Source organism: Flavobacterium sp. S87F.05.LMB.W.Kidney.N (assembly GCF_004366435.1).
In the GTDB taxonomy this organism is placed as follows: domain Bacteria; phylum Bacteroidota; class Bacteroidia; order Flavobacteriales; family Flavobacteriaceae; genus Flavobacterium.
Genome location: NZ_SODX01000005.1, coordinates 282,979 through 304,509 on the forward strand (window position 1 = coordinate 282,979; position 21,531 = coordinate 304,509).

Below are 21,531 nucleotides of genomic sequence, written 5' to 3' on the forward strand. Positions count from 1 at the left end.
TACTTACTATAAAAAAATAATTCGTGGAAATTAGTGTAATTCGTGGCAAAAGAAAAAATCCGCATTCATCTGCGTTTTTACGAAGTAAATCCGTTTCATCAGCGTTTTCAATAACACAATACAAATCAAAATGAAAAAGAACATCATCCTATCCTCTTTATTTCTTTCAACCGTAATCTTTGCACAAAACAAAGGTTTGGTTGCGAATTCAGAAAGTCCGTATTCAAAACTGCAAAGCATTGGTTTACAAGATGTAAAATGGACAAATGGTTTCTGGAAAGAACAATTTGATGTAGAAACCAAAAACACTCTGCCTTATATGTGGGATTTGTATCATAACGATGAGATTTCACATGCTTACAAAAACTTCGAAATTGCAGCAGGCGTAAGCAAAGGAACGTTTAAAGGGCCTTCGTTTCATGATGGTGATTTCTACAAAATTTTTGAAGGAATGGCGGCAACTTATGCCGTTACAAAAGATAAAAAACTGGATGCTGAAATGGACAAAGCTATTGCGCTTTTCGCGAAAGTACAGCGCAAAGACGGTTACATTCATACACCCGTTTTAATCGATGAACGCTGGGGAACTTTAGGGCCAGAAGAAGTAAAAAAACAATTGGGTTTTGAGAAATACAATATGGGACATTTAATGACTGCTGCCTGCATTCATTATCGTGCTACAGGAAAAACCAACTTTTTGAATATCGCAAAAGGAGTTGCCGATTTCTTATATGATTTCTACAAAAAAGCATCACCGGAACTGGCTCGAAATGCAATTTGTCCATCACATTATATGGGAATTGTCGAAATGTACAGAACGACTAAAAATCCGAAATATCTGGAACTTGCCAATAATTTAATTGATATTAGAGGAACTACAAATGACGGAACAGATGATAATCAGGATCGCATTCCGTTTAGACAGCAGACTACTGCCATGGGGCACGCCGTAAGAGCGAATTATCTTTATGCTGGAGTTGCCGATTTATACGCCGAAACGGGAGAAAAAAAATTGTTAGACAATCTGGAATCGATTTGGGATGATGTAACATATCGTAAAATGTACATTACAGGAGGCTGTGGTTCTTTATACGACGGCGTTTCACCAGATGGAACTTCTTATGATCCAACTGTAGTTCAGAAAATTCATCAGGCTTACGGTCGCCCTTTTCAATTGCCAAACGCAACGGCTCATACCGAGACCTGTGCCAATATTGGAAATGTGTTGTGGAACTGGAGAATGCTTCAAATTACCGGAGATGCCAAATATGCTGACATTGTAGAGTTAGCACTTTATAATAGTGTACTTTCTGGAATGGATTTGGAAGGAGAAAAATTCCTTTATAATAATCCGCTGAATGTTTCTAATGATCTGCCGTTTCACCAAAGATGGGGAAATGAACGTGAAGGTTATATTGCCTTATCAAACTGCTGTGCGCCAAACGTAACGAGAACAGTTGCCGAAGTTGGAAATTATGCTTACAATCTTTCAAAAGAAGGTTTGTATGTAAATTTATACGGAAGTAATTCTTTGAAAACAAAGTCGCTAAACGGAGAAGAAATCGAAATCGAACAGCAAACCAATTACCCTTGGGATGGAAAAATAACGTTGAAAATTGTAAAAGCTCCAAAAGATTTACAGAATTTCTTTTTAAGAATTCCGGGCTGGAGTCAGAATGCTTCGGTTTCAGTTAATAACGTAAATAGTAATGACAAAATCGTTTCCGGCACTTATTTAAAATTAAATCAAAAATGGAAAAAAGGAGATGTGATTGAATTAAATCTCCCAATGCCGGTTGAATTAATGGAAGCTAATCCGTTGGTGGAAGAAGTTAAAAATCAAATCGCTGTAAAAAGAGGACCGCTGGTTTATTGTTTAGAATCAGATCAGCTTCCTGTGAAAACGAGTGTAAATGATATTGCATTAAATGTGAATTCTAAATTTACGACTAACAATTTCACCCTTAATAGTAGAAACTTAGTAAGCATTGATGCAGAAGCGGTCATAAAATCTGATAATTCATGGAATAAAACTTTGTACAAACCGCTTAATTCCAAAGATGCAACTGCAGTACCAGTGAAATTGATTCCGTATTTTGCATGGGGAAATAAAGGAAAAGGGGAAATGACGGTTTGGATGTCGCATTAAGTTTTGGACACGGATGAAACGGATTTACTTCGTAAAAACGCGGATTGTAAACGGATTTTCTCCACAAAGTTTGTCATTTCGATCCCGAGGCTTCGGGAGAGAAATCTACACGAGAAGCTCGACAAAGGTTGACGATTTACTGTCAGGAGTTGCTTGCTAAGATTTCTCTCCCGAAGCCTCGGGATCGAAATGACAAAAACAAAATGAATAAATAAAAAAATTATGAAATATATTCTAGCATTATTTTTAATCACAACACTTTCAATTTCAGCCCAAACGCTTGATAATGAATTAGCTTTAACCGTTGCGCAAGACGGTTCGGGAGATTTTAAAACCATTCAGGAAGCGGTTAATAATGTTAAAGACAATTCAGAGAAACGTGTTGTAATAAATATAAAGCCAGGAGTTTATAAAGAGAAACTGGAGATTTCAACTTCAAAAACGTTTATCACTTTAAAAGGAACTGATCGAAACAAAACGATTATTTCATTTGATGATTATTCTGGAAAACCGCTTCGAGAAAAAGATGCATCTGGAAAAACAGCTTTTGGAACGGGAACATCTTATTCATTTTTGATTAAAGGAAACGACTGTACGCTAGAAAATCTTACTGTAGAAAATACCGCAGGAAGAGTAGGGCAGGCGGTTGCACTTCATATTAAAAGTGATCGTGTTATGTTGAAAAACTGCAATCTTCTTGGTAATCAGGATACACTTTATTTATCTGAAGAAAAAACGCGTATCTATTTTGAAAATTGTTTTATCAATGGTACAACCGATTTTATTTTCGGTGCAGCAACGGCTTATTTTTACAAATGTACTATTGAAAGTCTTGTGAATTCTTATATCACAGCAGCTTCAACTCCACAAGGTCAGACGTACGGATTTGTTTTCGTTGATTGTAAACTTACGGCTAAAGATAAATCCGTCGATAAAGTATTTTTGGGAAGACCTTGGAGACCTTATGCTCAAACTGTTTTTATCAATACAGATTTAGGTTCGCATATTATTCCAGAAGGCTGGAATGCATGGATTGACACAAGATTTCCGGATAAAGACAAAACAGCTTATTATGCAGAATTTGGAAGTAAAGGTTTAAGTGCTAAAGGGATTTCTCAACGAGTTTCTTGGTCGCATCAATTGAAGAAAGAAGATATTAAAAAGTATGATCGAGATTTAGTCCTAAACGGATGGAATCCGAATAAATGATATGCATTATAAAAGGTAACGGTTAAACACAACGAAATTTATTTTAAAAAACCCGCTAAACATAGATGTTCAGCGGGTTTTTTGGCGATTTCTGTTAAATGAACAAATAAAAAATAAGCATTTAAATTTTGTTGGTCAGAATTTACTTTTAAAAAAAAGAAATTTTTTATAAAAAAAATTTAAACTTTTTATACTGTCCTGTAACTATCCAATGTGTTTTTTTGTAGGTTATGTAGTATAAAATAAATATACTATTAGTATTTATCTCTATCGTTTTCGTAAAAAAATCGCTTGCTATAAGCTCTTATTTATCAGCCATAATGGTTGTTATTTTGCAGATTATATACTATATGTTTATTTTTGATATTAATCTTGTAGAATTTTAATCAAATTAAGTTTGTAAATTTTGTTTTAAGCAAACATTTGTCTTAAATATTTTGGTTCGTCTATTTTTTCCATTCGTTTTTTATTAATATTGTTTTTTTAGTCGCATTTTTTTTGACATTCCTCGATTAAAACAGGATAGAGCAGGACGGTTCTAATGTATCATCATCATATTTTTGGAATATTAAAATAAATGTGTTTTGGACATTTAATCTTCTTTGTTAAGATTTCTTTAAGTAAAGTTTATTAAAACTAAAACATGTTTAAAACATGACTAACTAACAATTAATAACCTAACCAAAAAAAACATTTATGAAACAAGCACTTATAAAGAGATGTAGTTTTCTTTTGTTTACACTGATGAGTGTACTGAGTTATGCTCAAAACTCTACTCAAGTTACAGTAACAGGAACTGTTACGGATAATTTAGGAGGACTATTGCCTGGAGTTAACGTTACTGAAAAATCAACTAAAAATTCAGTTACAACAGATTACAATGGAAAATACCAGATTAAAGTAAAAAGCGGTTCAACATTAGTTTTTTCTTTCATTGGAATGAAAAAAACAGAAATACCACTTAACAATCGTTCTATAGTTAATGCAAAAATGGAAGACGATTTTAATCAACTTGAAAATATTGTTGTAGTTGGTTATGGTAGTCAGAAGAAAAAAGAGCTTACTGGAGCGATTGCTACAATTAAACCAGATGATGTGATGGATTTGCCTGTGACAAATTTATCTGATGCATTGAAAGGATTAGTTCCAGGAGTTAATGTTACTAGTGGGACAGGGCGTCCGGGTGAATCAGGAACTATTCAAATTCGTCAAACTTTTAGTTTATCTAAAGATGGAGGTTTTAGTATTCCTTTGATAATCATTGACGATATGATTCAAGTTGACCCGAGTAACGGTAAACCTACAATGGAACAATTTAATAGATTAGATCCTTCTGAGATTGAAAGTATTACTGTATTAAAGGATGGTTCTGCTGCAATTTACGGTTCTCGTGCTTCACAAGGTGCGATTGTGGTAAAAACCAAACGTGGTAAAGCTGGTAAAGCAAAATTTTCTTACAACAGTCAATTTGCTGTTAACGATGCAGTTAGCCATAGTAAGGTATTGAATGCTTATGAGTTTGGAGTTTTCAGTAATAGATTTTTTAATTCAAGAGTGGCTGCTCCAGCTGTGATTGATCCTACAACTATATATTCAGCTTCAGAATTGGAGCAAATGAAAGGTTTAAATTATAACTGGTTAGATGAAGCTTGGAAACCAGCTATTCAACAAAAACACTCTTTCAACGTGAGTGGCGGTAATGAAGATATTACGTATTTTGCAGGTGCAACTTATTTAACACAAGATGCTAATTTAGGAAACCAAAAATATGATAAATGGAATTTCCGTACAGGAATAAATGCAAAAATTGCTAAGAATTTAGATTTTTCTGCTTCTGTTTCTGGGAACGTAGGAACAGTTGATAAATCATTTACCAAAGCCTCGTCAAATATTAGTGACGGAAGTTATGCTTCTGCTTCTGGTGGAGAACAAGCAGATTATGGATTCTTGCTGCATATGCCGCAACATGTGCCTTGGGAAACAACTATAGATGGTAAAAATTATTATGTTTCTCCATTTCCTAATTCAAATAAAAACTTCGGAAGTGCAAATGCTAATAACAATATTGCTGGCTGGAACTATTTTGCAAATTTAAATAATGGTTCACATCAAGTTACTGATGATAATACATTCAATGTAAATGCTTCATTAAATTATAAAGTAGCTGCAGTTAAAGGATTATCTTTTAAGGTAACTTATTCAAGAAATCAAAGTTCATCATATACAGAACAAATTCAATTGCCATATGATTTAGTTAGAATTAGAGATTATCAACTTCAAGACAGACACTTAGCAAGTGCAGCTAATCCTAGTTTTTATAATGGAACAACTAATCCAGCAGGTAGTTATATTCTGGAAACTAATCTAAGAAACTCAAGAGTTTATTATAATAATACAGACGGAAAAAGTACTCAGGGAGATTTCATGATTAACTATGACAGAACTTTTGGAGATCATCAGATTGGCGCAATGGTAGGAGGTGAAGCTTCAGAAGTATATAATACATTTACTCGTTTAGCTTATGAGAACACAGGAAAAGATTACTTAGGTGATTATCGTACTGCGGGAACATTAAGCACTTCTAATAGCCAGGCTACAAAAGTTGAAGGAGGAACTTTATCTTATTTTGGCCGTTTCAATTATAGTTTCAAACAAAAATATTTGTTCCAGTTTATTCTTCGTAGTGATGCATCCACAAAATTTGCACCAGAAAACTATTGGGGGACTTTCCCATCTGTTCAAGTGGGTTGGGTAATGTCTAAAGAAAGCTGGTTCGAAAAAAGTGTACCGTGGGTTGATTTCTTTAAAATTCGCTACTCTATTGGTAAAACAGGTAAAGATAATATTCAACCATGGAGATGGGAGCAGTATTACGACCTTATTGTAGATAAAGGTTTTCAATTCGGTCCTGGTACACCTACCAGTGGAGGTGGATATAATGGAAATGGTTTAACTCCTAGAGTAAATCCTAATAGAGATGTAACCTGGGACACAACTATAAAAAACAACATTGGAGTTGATATTAATTTGTTGAAAAATAGATTAAGCTTAACTTATGATTTCTACTACGATAAGAATAAAGATATGCTAACAGATATGAGCAGTGCTGTAGGTGTGCCAATTTCTGTAGGAGGAGCTTATGCTGAACAAAACTATGGTCAAATTGATGCATGGGGACATGAAGTTGCTATTAACTGGAGTGATAAAATAAAAAGTAATTTGAGTTACAATATTGGGATCAACTTTAGTTACAATAACAATGAAATCAAAAAATTCCCTGATCAAGGAAATGTGCTTCCGTCTAGTAATACTTCGCGAGTGGGATATTCATCATTTAATCCAGTATGGGGATTTGCAGTTTGGAAAGGAACATCAACAGGAGACGGTATTTTGCGTACAGATGAAGATATTGCAAATTATTGGGCTTACTTAACTGAGCGCGCTACTGCAGTTGGAGGAGTACCAAGATATTTTGATATCAATTCTGCTGCAGGAATGAGAAAAGGATCTTTGGCTTATCAAGATGTTGCAGGTCAGCTTAATCCTGATGGAACTTTAGCACCAGCAGATGGGCAAATTATGAAAGAGAATGATTATGTGAAATTAGCAAACAGCAGTAGAACTTATGGTTTTACAACAAACTTAGGTTTTAAATATGAAGGATTCTCTTTGAGAGCCCAAATTGCAACATCTTGGGGAGGAGCTACTTTTGTAGACTTAGTAAATCAAGGTACATCATCTGCAAACAATATGTGGTCTCGTGAGAGTTTCTGGAGAGATATGTATGGTGATGACAATCCAAATGGTAAATATCCGAATGTAGCACAATGGACGTATATGTCTAGTCCATCAGACTTCTGGCAGCTAAATACTTTCCGTTGTTTTGTTAGAAACTTAAGTGTTAATTACGATATACCAAAGAAGGTTTTTGCAGACACGAAAATTGCAGCTATAACATTGGGTATAACAGGTAATAATCTTTGGGATTTATACAATCCTTATCCAGATCATTATAGAAATATGTATGATAATTCTTCAGTAAATTATCCTACACTTAGAACTTGGTCGCTTAATTTTAACGTATCATTCTAATCAAAATTAAAAAGAAACTATGAAAACACCATTTAAATATATAACACTATCATTATTACTTGCTGCAAGTGCGGTTTCTTGTAGTGATGATTTTCTAAAAGATAAGAAAGGTTATGGCTTTTATGATGATACGTTCTACCAAACTCAAGAGCGTGCACAAGCCTATGTAGATAATCAATATTATGATTTTTACAATGCTTATAAATCACCAACTTCTACAATTATTGGTTCTTATACAGATGCCAACTCAAGATTGACAGAGGAACTAGGAGGTACACAAGATTTTATTAATCCTAATAAAACCCTTGTAAACTCCGCTGATGGAAGTGGCTATTACGGAGCAAAATTAACAACAAGCATTAATAACCATCCTTATAATAGAATTAGAGAATGCAACGCTTTTATAGAAGAAGTTGATGTAAAAGGTTCAAATTTGGATAAAACATTTCGTGATCAGGCAAAAGGACAAATGTACTATATGCGTGCGATGCAGTATTTTGATTTAATGCGCGTATATGGTGGTGTACCAATTGTTACGACTGTTCAGGAAGCAGCAGCTGATGATCCATCGATTCAGCTTCCGAGAGCAAAAGTTTCTGAAGTTGTAGCTCAAATCGTAAAAGATTTAGATATGGCAGCAAGTTTATTACCTGGGAATTGGGCATCAGGTGCTTATGGACGCTTTACAAGAGGAGCAGCTATGGCACAAAAAGCAAGAGTATTGTTAACATTTGCGAGTCCTCTGTTTAATAAAAATTGGGATGGTTCAAATGAGCGTTGGGAAGCAGCTTTAAAAGCTGGATTAGAAGCAGAAGCTCAATTGACTGCAGACGGTTACGGATTATACGGAAGTAATGCAAAACAATGGGAACAAATGTTTTTAATTGACAATGCTTTTTGCTCAGAAGCAATTACAGTGCAGCTTTGCGGAACTGGTAATCTTTCTCAAGCCATTAATAATTCATGGGAAAAAGGAATTCGTTTATTGAGTTTAGGCGGTACAGGAGGAGGAGTTGCTGCTCCAAAAGAAATGATAGATTTATTTCCGATGGCAGATGGTAGTAGGCCAACTGCAGCAAACGGTTATAACGATTTTACTTTCTTCCTGAACAGAGATCCAAGATTTTACAGAACTTTTGCTTTCTCTGGTTCAAAATGGGGAAGTAAAGAAACTCCTAACAGCGTTCTTTGGGCTTACCGTTGGGTAGATGGTTCAAATAAAGCAGGTTTTTCAGATGGAAACACTGCAATCTCTAGTCCAGCTTTCGTTAGAAAAATGACTAATATTAATGCTAGTAAAGAAACCAACTTCCAATATTCGGGAACGGATATTTTTGAATATCGTTATGCAGAGCTATTATTGAATATTGCAGAATGTTATGCAGCTTTAGGACAGACTAATAGTACTTTAACTTATTTAGGAAGAATTAGAAATCGTGTTGGTATTCCTTCTGCAAACAATTATGGTATTGGAACATTATCTGATAAGTATCAGGCAATTGAAGCTGTTTTATATGAAAGAAGAGTAGAATTGGCGTACGAAGGAAAACGTTTCTGGGATGTTCAAAGATGGATGTTATATGATAATGAAGCTCTGCCAGGAGTTACAGGAGGTACAGTGAGTAAATTAGGTTTGACTCCAATTAACGGAACTAAACGTACGGGTAACTTTTTGCAGTACAGAGTTGCAACAACTTCTGCAACTACAGATCCTTTAGCTGCTGCTCGTGCAAGTGTAGTAGCAGATCCAGATGCGGCAAATTTTGGAGCACAATTAACAACTTTAGCAGCATTTTACAATGCAAACTTTATCCGCACGCCACTAATTACGCCGATGGATAATTTTAATGGGGCAGCTGTTAATATTAAATTTAATCCAAATTATTATATTAATGGTCTTAATACAACAGCTCTAACTTCAAACCCTTGGTTGTTACAAACGATTGGTTGGAACGATAATTTTGGAGGACAAGGAACATATAATTACCAAGAATAAATTATAATATCAAAAAAGAATTATCATATAAAACTTTTCACCTGTATTCGTCAAAAGATACAGGTGATTTGTTTAAAAAGAATTACCACAACAAGAAATTAACATGAAAAATTCCGCATTATTTATCGCATCATCGCTGCTTTTTTTAGGAAGTGCAAAATGTTTTGCTCAATATCCGAAGATAAGTCCAGAAGTTCAGGCGCAGGAAAAAGCAATTAAAGAAGAAGCTCAAAGACTTTCTGATGAAGCTTGGGAAAAAGCTTTAGTTATTATTGAAGAAGAAGCAAAACATGGTAAACCGTATATTCCGTGGGCAGCAAGACCAACAGATTTACCTCAGGCAGAAATTCCTGCTTTCCCAGGTGCTGAGGGTGGTGGAATGTATACGTTTGGAGGACGTGGCGGAAATGTTTATACGGTAACAAGTTTAGAAGACCGCGGACCAGGAACTTTACGTGAAGCCTGCGAAAAAGGTGGAGCAAGAATAGTGGTATTTAATGTTGCCGGAATTATCAGACTTAAAAGTCCATTAATTATTCGTGCACCATACATTACAATTGCAGGGCAGACAGCTCCAGGAGATGGTATTTGTATCGCTGGAGAATCTACTTGGATTGATACGCATGATGTAATTATCAGACACGTACGTTTTCGTCGTGGAGAAACTTTTGTAGGCCGTCGTGATGATGCCATCGGAGGAAATCCTGTTGGAAACATCATGATTGACCACGTTTCTGCAACTTGGGGATTAGACGAAAATATGTCAATCTATAGACACATGTACAATCCAGGGCCAGGTTACCCAGACATTAAAGTTGGAACTGTAAATATTACGATCCAAAACAGTTTATTCGGAGAAGCATTAGATACTTACAATCATGCTTTCGGAAGTACTTTAGGTGGAGAAAACTGTTCTTTCATGAGAAATATGTGGGCTAACAACGCAGGAAGAAACCCTTCTATCGGTTGGAACGGAATTTTCAATTTTGTAAATAACGTAGTTTTCAACTGGTACAACAGATCTACAGATGGTGGAGATTATACAGCAAATTACAACATCATCAACAACTTCTACAAACCAGGTCCGGTTACCGATTTAACACAGCCAATCAGCTACAGAATCTTAAAACCAGAATCAGGAAGAAGTAAATTGCCTTATATGGTTTTTGGTAGAGCTTATGTAAACGGAAACGTGGTTAACAACAACGAAAAAGTAACTAAAGACAACTGGGATGGCGGAATTCAGTTGGAGAACAAAAAAGGTGAATTGATGACGTATGATGAATCAAAAGAATACTTCTCTAAAATGAAAGTTGACAAACCTTTTCCAATGCCTTGGTTCAATAAATTCATGACTGCAGAAGAGTCTTATGAATTCGTTCTTAAAAATGTTGGTGCAACTTTACCAATTAGAGATAAAGTAGACGAAAGAATCGTAAGAACTGTAAAAACTGGAGTTCCAGAATATGCAAAAGGATTAGAGAAAAAAGAATTCTATCAATTCGAACACAGACGTTTACCAATGGATTCTTATAAAAAAGGAATCATTACAGATATTTCTCAAGTTGGTGGATATCCAGAATACAAAGGAAAACCTTACGTAGATACTGATAAAGATGGTATGCCAGATGCATGGGAGAAAAAATACGGTTTAAATCCGAATGATCCATCTGATGCAAAAGGTGATTTAAACGGAGATGGATATTCTAATATCGAAGACTACATCAACGGAGTGAATCCAGCTATAAAAGTAAACTGGAAAGATCTGGCTAATAACAAAGAAACATTAGTTAGACCTTTATTAGATTTAAAATAAGGAATAATTTTTGAAAACATTCTTGTTTAGTAATGAGCAAGAATGTTTTTAAATAACTAAAAAATAAAATCATGGCACTAAATAAAATAAATGCTGGTTTATTATCGCTGGTTTTTGCCTTTTCAACTTTAAATGCACAACAGCATTTAGATCCTGAATACGTTAAAGTTACAAACGAAAGAGCTGCGAAAATTGTAACTAAATTAGATTTGAAAAACGAAGCAAAAGAAAAAGCAGTTTCAAACATCATTGCTCAGCAATTCAGAGATTTAACTGAAATTCAGGATGGAAGAGATGCTGAAATCAAAAAAGTAAAAGAAGATACAAGTTTAGCAAAAGAAAAACAAAATGAGAAAATTGATAAACTGAAATCAAAAGCAGATGAATCAATTGCAAAACTGCACAAATCGTACATCAAAAAATTAGGTAAAGAATTATCAGAAGACAAAATTACTGAAGTTAAAGACGGAATGACCTATGGCGTGCTTCCTATAACAGTTGCAGGTTACAATGACATGTTGCCAAATTTAACAGCAGAACAAAAAGATTATATCTACAAAGCTTTAGTTGAAGCCAGAGAACATGCAATGGACGCGGGTTCATCTAAGGAAAAACACGGATGGTTTGGTAAATATAAAGGAAGAATCAACAACTATTTATCAAAACAAGGTTACGATCTAAATAAAGAAAGTGCAGACTGGCACAAACGTATTGAAGAAAGAGAAAAGAATAAAGTAAAAGATTCGACTTCAAAAGAATAATTTTTTCTATCAAATTTTCTATCACAACTATTAACTACAACCACACACAATTCAATGTACACTATTTTTCCCAACCGTACTTTAAAAAGGACATTTATGGCGTTGTCATTTTGTTCGCTTGTTTCATCGGCATATGCCCAATATCCTGTAATTCCAAAACCTGTTCAGGAAAAAGCAGATGCTATTTTAGCTGACGAAGAAAAAAGACTGAGCGAAATCTGGAATGCTAATCTTCATATAATCAAAGAAGAAGCAAAACAAGGAAAACCGTATTTACCTTGGGCTTCATATCCTAAAGATTTTGTTTTTGCAGATATTCCTGCTTTTCCAGGTGCAGAAGGCGGGGGAGCATTTACACAAGGCGGACGTGGCGGAAAAATATTTGTAGTTACCAGTTTAGAAGACAGCGGAAAAGGAACTTTCCGTGAAGCTTGTGAAGCAGTTGGAGCAAGAACAATTGTTTTCAATGTTTCGGGAATTATTCAATTGAAAAAGAGAATCAGCATGCGTGCGCCTTACGTGACCATTGCTGGGCAGACTGCTCCTGGTGACGGAATTTGTATTGCGGGAGAAACTTTAGAAATTGATACTCATGACGTTATTGTCAGACACATGCGTTTTAGACGTGGTGCAACCGAAGTAACAAGAAGAGACGATGCATTGGGAGGAAATCCGATGGGAAATATTATCGTAGACCACTGCTCAGTGAGCTGGGGATTAGACGAAAATATTTCTCTTTACAGACATCAATTCGCAGCAAATGCAAAATCAAAACTGGAGAAATTACCAGCTTGTAATATTACGATTCAAAACACGATTTCATCAGAAGGTTTAGATACGTATAATCACGCTTTTGGAAGTACAATAGGCGGATTAAACAGTACGTTTATGCGCAATTTATGGGCAGATAACATTTCAAGAAATGCTTCTATAGGAATGTATGGCGATTTTAATTTTGTGAATAATGTAGTATTCAATTGGTGGAATCGCACCCTTGACGGAGGCGATTATCGTTCGATGCTGAATATCATCAATAACTATTTCAAACCAGGACCAATAACACCAGCAGATCAGCCAATTGCACATAGAATCGTAAAACCTGAATCTGGTTATATTGAACCAAAACAATACGGAAGAGCTTATGTTTCAGGTAATTTTATCGTAGGTTCTCCAGAAGTTACAGCAGATAACTGGAATGGCGGTGTACAATTAGAAGATCTTCCAGAAGCTCAAACAAAAGAGTTTTTAGCAGCAATCAAACAGCCAAAACCTTTCTCTATGCCAAAATTTAATATCATGTCGGCAGAAGAGGCTTATGATTTTGTTTTGACGAATGTGGGAGCAACCATTCCGAAAAGAGATGCAGTTGACGAAAGAATTATCAAACAAGTCCGCACTGGAAAAATCGAAGTAAAAGACGGTTTAGAAAACTCAATCGGAAAAGAATTTATTAAAAGAAGATTACCTGCAGATTCTTATAAAAAAGGAATTATAACACATCCTGACCAAGTTGGAGGTTATCCAACATACAAAGGAAAAGCATACAAAGATTCTGATAATGACGGAATTCCAGATGCATGGGAGAAAAAATTTGGGTTAAACCCGAACGATGCTTCAGATGCTAATAAAGATGCAAACGGAGACGGATATACCAACATCGAGAAATATTTCAACGGAATCGATCCAAACAATAAAATTGACTGGACAAAAACCGAAAATAACACGGATACATTGGCTAAATTAAAGGGATTATTACAATAAAGTCTTAAATTTAGTCACAAGAATTAAATTAAACCTATCAGGTTTAATTAACATAAAGATTAAACACAAAGTTTGTCATTTCGACGGAGGAGAAATCACACTAGAAAATCCACAAAGTATGTGATCAATCTTGGCTATATGCGAGTGCGATTTCTCCTTCGTCGAAATGACAAGATTGTGGAGAAAGACAAACCTAAAAATTATATGAGCTTATATTACTCATATGGTTTAATTTTAAAGTCTAAAAAAAATAATAAGGTGAATTTTATCCAGTTAAAAAATACAATCTCCCTTCAAAAAGATAAAATAATTTTATCGACTTTCGTGATGCTTTTCAGCATTAGCATTACAACAGCACAAACCAATTTCCCCGATATTATCAAAACCAAAGAAGGAAAACTTTCTTTCACAACAGATAATAAAGGAAATCAAATTCCTGATTTTTCTTATGCAGGATACATGGCATCAGAAAAAGCAATTCCGAATGTCGAGAATAAAATTTTTGTTCCAAAACAAGAAGAAGATGCGACTCAAAGAATTCAGGCTGCTATTGATTATGTAAGTAATTTAAAACCAAACAAATCAGGTTTTCGCGGAGCAGTTCTTTTAGACAAAGGGACTTTTAAAATAAACGGAAGTTTATTCATCAGAAAATCAGGTGTTATTTTACGCGGAAGCGGCAATAATGATAACGGAACTATTCTTTTAGGAACCGGATTAAAAAGAGAAGCTGTAATTAGGGTTTTAGGAATTGATGATAAAAAACTCGGTGAAACTTTTGAATTCAATACCAATTATACGCCGCTTGGAACCAAAACAATTCAATTAAAAAATGCTTCAAAATTAAAACCATCAGATGAAATTATCATTACAAAACCTTTAACCGATAATTGGATTAAAGAGTTAAAAATGGACGATTTTGGCGCAGAAACAGGCTGGGTGGGCTGGAAAAAAAATGACTGGGATATTACCTGGAACAGAGTCGTAACCAAAATCAACGGCAATGAAGTGACATTAAACGCTCCATTAACAATGGCTTTAGATGATGTTTACGGAACTGCAAAAGTAAACACGTATTCCTGGTCGGGAAGAATCGAGCAAATCGGAATTGAAAATATTTTATTGAAATCAGCTTACGATACTTCAAAACCAAAAAACGAAGAACACAGATGGTTTGGAATTAGCATTGAAAACACAAGAAATGCATGGGTAAAACACGTTAGTTTTAAACATTTTGCTGGTGGAGCCGTTTCGGTATTAAAATCGGCGCAACAAATTACAGTTGAAGACTGTATTGCTACCGAGCCCGTTTCTGAAATTGCAGGTTTTAGACGTCATACTTTTTATACAGAAGGACAGCAGACCTTATTTCAACGTTGTTATTCAGAGTACGGTTACCACGATTTTGCAGTTGGCGGATTTGGAACAACAGGACCAAATGTATTTATTCAATGCGAATCATTTTTACCATTCAATAACAGCGGTGCTATCGGAAGCTGGGCAACAGGCGTATTATTTGAGGTTTCTTATATAGACGGCCACGCTTTAAGTTACAATAACAGAGAACAAAACGGAAGAGGCGCAGGTTGGACTGCTGCCAATAGTGTGATTTGGGAAACATCAGCATCAAAAATCGAATGTTACAATCCGCCAACAGCGCAAAACTGGGCTTTTGGAACTTGGGGAGGTATTATGGCTGGAGACGGGCATTGGAAAGACGTAAACAACCATATTTCGCCAAGAAGTTTATTTTATGCACAACTAGAAAACAGACTGGAAAAACTTCCTGTAAATCCGCACATTTATGATTTAGGTTCAGAACCTTCTTCAAGTCCTACAATGGAAGTTGCCGCCGAATTAACTAAAAATTCTGTCGCTCCAAAACAAAGTTTAGTAGAATGGATTGCAGAAGTTTCAAAAGCAAATCCAATTAATACAAATAATTCAGGACTTAAAAATGCGAATGATTTAAAAATAAATGCAGCGCAAAATACAATTTCAGATAAAAAAATAACCACAAAAAATGGATGGCTTACTTATGACAATAAAGTAATCGCCGGAAACAGATTAAGCGTGCCGTGGTGGAGAGGAAGTCTGAGAGACAGTGATATTTCTAAGTCAGTTCCCGATGTTACAAGATTCGTTCCTGGAAGAACTGGAACCGGATTTACAGATAATATCAATGAAGTATCAGATTATTTGAGTACCAATAATATGGTTGCTCTAGAGCACAATTATGGTTTATGGTACGAAAGAAGAATGGACGATCACGAAAGAGTTCGCCGTTTTGACGCCGATGTTTGGCCGCCGTTTTACGAACAGCCATTTGCCAGAAGCGGTCAGGATTTGGCTTGGGATCAATTAAGCAAATACGATTTAACAAAATTCAATGATTGGTACTGGGATCGTTTATCGCTTTTTGCGAATGTCGCAGAAGCGAAAGGACAGTTGTTAGTTAATCAGCAATATTTTCAGCACAATATTATCGAAGCCGGAGCACATTGGTCAAGTTCACCGTGGCGTTCGGCAAACAATATAAACAGCACTGGTTTTCCAGAACCGCCGCCTTACGCAGGAGACAAACGTATTTTTATGGCAGAGCAGTTTTACGATGTTACGAATCCTGCAAGAAGAAAATTGCACCAAGGTTTCATCAGAAAATCGTTGGATAATTTTGCAGAAAACAGCAACGTAATTCAGTTAACAAGTGCCGAATATACAGGTCCGCTGCACTTTATGGAATTCTGGCTGGACGAAGTTCAAAAATGGAAAGACGAAACGGGTAAAAAAGCAATCATCGGTTTAAGTGCTACAAAAGATGTTCAGGATGCTATTTTAAATGATGCCAAAAGAGCCAAAACAGTAGATGCCATTGATATTCGTTATTGGTATTACAAAGAAGACGGATCGGCTTATGCACCAGAAGGCGGTAAAAATTTAGCACCAAGACAACACGCCAGAAAATTAAAAACTGGAAAAGAAACGGATAATCAGGTGTATCGTGCCGTGCGTGAAAACCGAGAAAAATATCCTGAAAAAGTAATTTTATATTCAACCGACGGTTCACCAAGATTTGGATGGCCGGCTTTAATGGCGGGCGCTTCATTGGCAAATATTCCGAAAATCGAGCTTCCAGAGTTTTATGCCGCTTTAAGCGAAATGAAATTAGTAGAAGGAAATACGTTTTCAGACAATCTATGGAAGCTCGAAAACAAAGGAAAAAGTTATCTTTTTTATCTGAAAACCGACCGGGATATTACAATCGATTTATCAAACGAAAAAGGAACTTTTGAAGTATACACAATAAACGCAGCAACAGGAACTTTCAACAAAAAAACCAATATAAGCGGAGGAAAACAAATAACAATTCCACAAGCTGAAATAAAAGAAAAAGTACTTTTTGTTTTTAAAAAGAATTAAAAATTAAAGATTAAAAATTAAAATGAAATCTGCTCAATCTGCAAAATCTGCGTGAAATAAAAACATAAGGCAGGTAAGATTAGAATAATTCGTGAATTCGTGGCAAACAAACCAAAAAACACACATTAAAAATACAATCAAAATGAATCTGAAAATTAAATATTTATACGCCCTAAGTGCAAGCTTTTTATTGACAGCACAAAGCGGATTTTCGCAGGCTGCCAAAAAAAAAGAAGCATTGCCAGAAATCAAAATTTCTAAAAATCAGCATTATTTTGTTACCGGAGATGAAAAACCATTTTTCTGGCTTGGCGACACAGGCTGGCTGGCATTCGGAAAATTAGACAGAGCAGGAGTAGACAAATATTTTAAAGACAGAAAAGACAAAGGATTCAACGTTGTTCAGGTGATGGTTTTGCACAACATCAATGCCGTTAACGTATATGGCGATGCAGCTTTAATCAACGAAGACGTATCAAAACCATTGCTTACAGCAGGGAATGATTTTAAAGATGCAAAACAATACGATTATTGGGATCACGTAGATTATACATTAGAAGTCGCTCGCAAAAACGGAATTTATTTAGCCATGGTTCCAGTTTGGGGCACCAACGTTTCAAAAGGAAATAAAGTAAGCAAAGAACAGGCAATAGAATATGCAGCGTTTTTGGCAAATCGATATAAAAACAAAACCAACGTAATTTGGTTAAACGGAGGAGACACGCACGGAAATGAATTTCAGGATATCTGGAACGCCATTGGGAATACTTTAAAAACAAATAATCCAAACCAATTAGTGACTTTTCACCCGTTTGGAAGAACAGATTCATCAGAGAATTTTCACAACGCAAAATGGCTGGATTTCAACATGTTTCAGTCAGGCCACAGAAGATACGATCAGGATTCCATAAAAACGAATTTCAAAGAGGACAACTACAAATTTGTGCTAAGAGATTTCGAATTAAAACCAACAAAACCTACGCTTGACGGAGAACCATCATATGAAGCAATTCCACACGGTTTACACGACACTTTACAGCCAAAATGGACAGCAAATGATGTTCGCCGTTACGGATATTGGTCAGTTCTATCAGGCGCAGCAGGTTATACGTACGGACACAACGCTGTAATGCAAATGTTCAGAAAAGGCGACAAACCAGCATACGGAAACAAAGAATTATGGACATCGGCCATTAATGCACCAGGAGCAAAACAGATGGTTTATATTAAAAAACTAATGGAAGAATTTCCATTTTTAGAAGGAACTCCAGATGTTTCATTAGTAGTTAACCAAGGAGAAAAATACGATTACATTCCTGCGATAAGAGGAGAAAAATACGCTTTGTTTTACACTTACAACGGAAGAATAATTGAAGCTAAACTAGGAAAAATTTCCGGGGATAAATTCGAAGCAACTTGGTACAATCCAAGAAATGGCAAGAAAACTAAAATCGGAACTTTTGATAATAAAGGAACTCAAAATTTTCAACCAGCAGGAAAAAAAGAAGACGGTAATGACTGGGTTTTGATTTTACGTTCTATTTAGTAATTAGTGAAAAGTAAAAAGTAATTAGTGAAATGCAATTCTTGAAATAAGTAATCACAGATTATCCACAATATTGTCATTCCGAGGAACGAGGGATCACACTCGAGAATCGACAACGATTGGCGAATTACTATATGGAATTTCTAGTGAGATTCCTCGTTCCTCGGAATGACAAACAGTTCGATTATCCAAAAACATAAACAATGAAAAACATACTAATAATTCTTTTCTTCATCACAGGACTTAACACCGCTTTCGCAAACGACGGTTGGTTAAACATCCTAAACGAAGGAGGAAACAACAAAGGAATAAAATGCACCCAAGCCATTCAAAACGCCATTGAAAAAGCATCTAAAAATGGCGGAGGAACGATCTTTTTCCCTGCTGGGGAATATCTTACTGGAGCATTAACTCTAAAAAGCAACATCACGATTCATTTAGATTCAGGCGCACTTTTAAAATTTTCAGAAAATTTTGATGATTATCTTCCTTATGTAGAAATGCGTTACGAAGGAATTGTAATGAAAAGTTTCCAGCCGTTATTTTATGCTAAAGATGTAGAGAACATCACCATAAAAGGAAGAGGCGTAATCGACGGACAAGGAAAAGCGTGGTGGAATGAAGTGTACCGAATCGAAACGGCCAAAGAACCGCTTCCTCCAACCAAATACCAAACGATGTGGGAAGAGCAAAACAAAGGCCTTTACACAGAACCATATTACAAAAGAACGGTTGATAAAAAATTCTTCAGACCATCTTTTTTTCAGGCTTACAACTGTAAAAATATTTTAATAGAAGGCGTTACGTTTCAAAATTCACCTTTTTGGACCATCAATCCTGAATTCTGTGATAATGTAACGGTAAATGGAATTTCGATTTTTAATCCGCATTCGCCAAATACAGACGGGATCAATCCTTCATCTTGCACCAATGTTCATATTTCAAATTGCCATATCAGCGTGGGAGACGACTGTATTACGATTAAATCTGGAAGAGACGGCGACGGACGTAAATATGGGAAAGCGACAGAAAATGTTACGATTACCAATTGTACAATGTTAAGCGGTCATGGCGGCGTTGTTATTGGAAGTGAAATGTCGGGCGGAATCAAGAAAATCACGATTTCAAACTGTGTTTTCGACGGAACCGATCGCGGAATCCGTATCAAAGCAGCACGCGGACGAGGCGGTGTTGTAGAAGATATTCGCGTCGATAATATCGTCATGAAAAACATCAAAGAAGAAGCAATTGTACTAAGCCTTTTCTACGATAAAGATACTAAAGTAGAACCTGTTACAGAGAAAACACCGATTTTCAGAAACATTCACATGAGCAATATTACAGCTTCAAACGTGAACAAAGCAGGACAAATTTTAGGAATTACCGAAATGCCAATTCAGAACATCACTTTCTCCAACATCAATATGGACGGAAAAGAAGGTTTTACAGTTAACACGGCGACAGATGTTGAATTTCACGATGTAAAAGTAAATGCAACGATTGGTTCTTCTTTCAAAATATCAGATTCAAAAAATGTTATTTTAGACAATGCCGGATCTTCAACACCAATTAAAAATGTTCCGGTTATCAAGTTAGATAATGTTTCTAATGTGTTGATTAATAATAATTTTCCATTCAATGCTACGGATGTTTTCATCGAAGCAAACGGAAAAGAAACAAAGAATGTTTTCCTAAAAAATAATGTTTTTAACAATGTAACAACATCGGTTAAAAAAGGAAAAGATTTAGATAAAAAAGCAATTACAGAATAGAAAAATCAAAATAGTATAACACAGATTTCACGGATTTACACCAATTTAATTCGTGTTAATTAGTGAAATTGGTGTTTAATTGGACAACATGAAAAAAATAGTCATCATAGTAACCTTTTTCCTTTTTGCGATTAGTTATTCGCAGAAAAAGAAAGACTTATACCTTTTTACGTCGTTTCGTGAACCAGCAACAGAAGGTTTATATCTGGCTTACAGCGAAGACGGTTACAACTGGAAAGGTTTGGAAGGTTCATTCTTAAAACCTGAAATCGGCGCAAGCAAAATCATGCGTGATCCGTCCATCACAAAAGGAGCAGATGGAACCTATCACATGGTTTGGACAACCGACTGGAAAGGCGGAAATGGTTTTGGATATGCAAGTTCTAAAGATTTAATTCATTGGTCAAAACAAGAATATATTCCGGTAATGAAAAACGAACCCGAAGTAGTAAACGTTTGGGCGCCGGAAATTTTTTACGATGATGTCAAAAAAGAATACATCATTATTTGGGCATCGACGATTCCGTTCCGATTTGAAAAAGGCGTGGAAGAAGAAAAAAACAATCACAGAATGTATTATGTAACAACAAAAGATTTCAAAACATTCTCTGATACAAAATTATATTACGAACCAGGTTTCAGTGTAATTGACTGTGTGATTGTAAAAAAAGGCAAAAAAGATTATGTTTTGGTTCTAAAAGACAACACCAGACCCATGCGAAACATAAAAGTAGCGTTCGGAAAATCGACTTTAGGGCCCTTCAGCAAAAGTTCAGAACCTTTGACAGAATATTTATCAGAAGGGCCAACGGTAGTGAAAGTGGGTAAAAACTGGCTGTTGTATTATGATAATTACGGTTCAAAAAATTATAAAGCCTTAAGTACTTCAGATTTTGTTCATTTTGAAGACGTTTCATCAAAAATAAGCCTTCCGGAAGGACACAAACACGGAACGATTACTACAATCTCTGAAGAAGTTTTAAAAGGATTAATTGAAAAGAAATAATTC

At 35.6% G+C, this 21,531-nt stretch carries 11 protein-coding genes; all 11 read left to right on the forward strand.

Annotated elements, in window-relative coordinates; all coding sequences use genetic code 11:
• Positions 1–130 precede the first annotated feature (130 nt).
• The 11 genes from EDB96_RS16690 to EDB96_RS16740 all read left to right on the forward strand — a co-directional run bounded on the left by EDB96_RS16690 (position 131) and on the right by EDB96_RS16740 (position 21,528).
• Entirely contained in the window at positions 131–2,149 is a 2,019-nt protein-coding gene (locus EDB96_RS16690; protein ID WP_134142071.1) for a glycoside hydrolase family 127 protein, read from the forward strand.
• A 222-nt stretch (positions 2,150–2,371) separates the two neighbouring features.
• On the forward strand, positions 2,372–3,358 hold the full coding sequence (locus EDB96_RS16695; protein WP_134142073.1) for a pectinesterase family protein: 987 nt from the start codon (positions 2,372–2,374) through the stop codon (positions 3,356–3,358).
• A 696-nt stretch (positions 3,359–4,054) separates the two neighbouring features.
• Positions 4,055–7,450, forward strand: coding sequence for a SusC/RagA family TonB-linked outer membrane protein (locus EDB96_RS16700; RefSeq protein ID WP_134142074.1), 3,396 nt, complete (start codon positions 4,055–4,057; stop codon positions 7,448–7,450).
• A gap of 19 nt (positions 7,451–7,469) precedes the next feature.
• Positions 7,470–9,446, forward strand: coding sequence for a RagB/SusD family nutrient uptake outer membrane protein (locus EDB96_RS16705; RefSeq protein WP_057116089.1), 1,977 nt, complete (start codon positions 7,470–7,472; stop codon positions 9,444–9,446).
• Between the two features lie 103 nt (positions 9,447–9,549).
• Entirely contained in the window at positions 9,550–11,262 is a 1,713-nt protein-coding gene (locus EDB96_RS16710) for a polysaccharide lyase (protein WP_134142076.1), read from the forward strand.
• A 71-nt stretch (positions 11,263–11,333) separates the two neighbouring features.
• Complete coding sequence (locus EDB96_RS16715; RefSeq protein WP_134142077.1) at positions 11,334–12,023, forward strand: DUF3826 domain-containing protein; 690 nt, start codon at positions 11,334–11,336, stop codon at positions 12,021–12,023.
• 54 nt (positions 12,024–12,077) lie between these two features.
• A complete protein-coding gene (locus EDB96_RS16720) occupies positions 12,078–13,784 on the forward strand; it encodes a polysaccharide lyase (RefSeq protein ID WP_134142079.1) in 1,707 nt (568 codons plus the stop codon).
• A gap of 204 nt (positions 13,785–13,988) precedes the next feature.
• Positions 13,989–17,204 (forward strand): DUF6298 domain-containing protein, encoded by a 3,216-nt coding sequence (locus EDB96_RS16725; RefSeq protein WP_243839370.1) that lies wholly within the window; start codon positions 13,989–13,991, stop codon positions 17,202–17,204.
• Positions 17,205–17,346: 142 nt separating this feature from the next.
• Positions 17,347–18,750 (forward strand): glycoside hydrolase family 140 protein, encoded by a 1,404-nt coding sequence (locus tag EDB96_RS16730; protein WP_134142080.1) that lies wholly within the window; start codon positions 17,347–17,349, stop codon positions 18,748–18,750.
• A gap of 203 nt (positions 18,751–18,953) precedes the next feature.
• A complete protein-coding gene (locus EDB96_RS16735; protein WP_134142082.1) occupies positions 18,954–20,522 on the forward strand; it encodes a glycoside hydrolase family 28 protein in 1,569 nt (522 codons plus the stop codon).
• A gap of 88 nt (positions 20,523–20,610) precedes the next feature.
• Positions 20,611–21,528: a glycoside hydrolase family 43 protein gene (locus EDB96_RS16740; RefSeq protein ID WP_134142083.1), complete on the forward strand. Its 918-nt coding sequence runs from the start codon at positions 20,611–20,613 to the stop codon at positions 21,526–21,528.
• The last annotated feature ends 3 nt before the right edge of the window (positions 21,529–21,531 follow it).

Excerpts from the sequence above, each read along its gene's own strand:
- EDB96_RS16690 (WP_134142071.1), top strand. The coding sequence starts at position 131 with ATGAAAAAGAACATCATCCTATCCTCTTTATTTCTTTCAACCGTAATC.
- EDB96_RS16695 (WP_134142073.1), top strand. The coding sequence starts at position 2,372 with ATGAAATATATTCTAGCATTATTTTTAATCACAACACTTTCAATTTCA.
- EDB96_RS16700 (WP_134142074.1), top strand. The coding sequence starts at position 4,055 with ATGAAACAAGCACTTATAAAGAGATGTAGTTTTCTTTTGTTTACACTG.
- EDB96_RS16705 (WP_057116089.1), top strand. The coding sequence starts at position 7,470 with ATGAAAACACCATTTAAATATATAACACTATCATTATTACTTGCTGCA.
- EDB96_RS16710 (WP_134142076.1), top strand. The coding sequence starts at position 9,550 with ATGAAAAATTCCGCATTATTTATCGCATCATCGCTGCTTTTTTTAGGA.
- EDB96_RS16715 (WP_134142077.1), top strand. The coding sequence starts at position 11,334 with ATGGCACTAAATAAAATAAATGCTGGTTTATTATCGCTGGTTTTTGCC.
- EDB96_RS16720 (WP_134142079.1), top strand. The coding sequence starts at position 12,078 with ATGTACACTATTTTTCCCAACCGTACTTTAAAAAGGACATTTATGGCG.
- EDB96_RS16725 (WP_243839370.1), top strand. The coding sequence starts at position 13,989 with ATGAGCTTATATTACTCATATGGTTTAATTTTAAAGTCTAAAAAAAAT.
- EDB96_RS16730 (WP_134142080.1), top strand. The coding sequence starts at position 17,347 with ATGAATCTGAAAATTAAATATTTATACGCCCTAAGTGCAAGCTTTTTA.
- EDB96_RS16735 (WP_134142082.1), top strand. The coding sequence starts at position 18,954 with ATGAAAAACATACTAATAATTCTTTTCTTCATCACAGGACTTAACACC.
- EDB96_RS16740 (WP_134142083.1), top strand. The coding sequence starts at position 20,611 with ATGAAAAAAATAGTCATCATAGTAACCTTTTTCCTTTTTGCGATTAGT.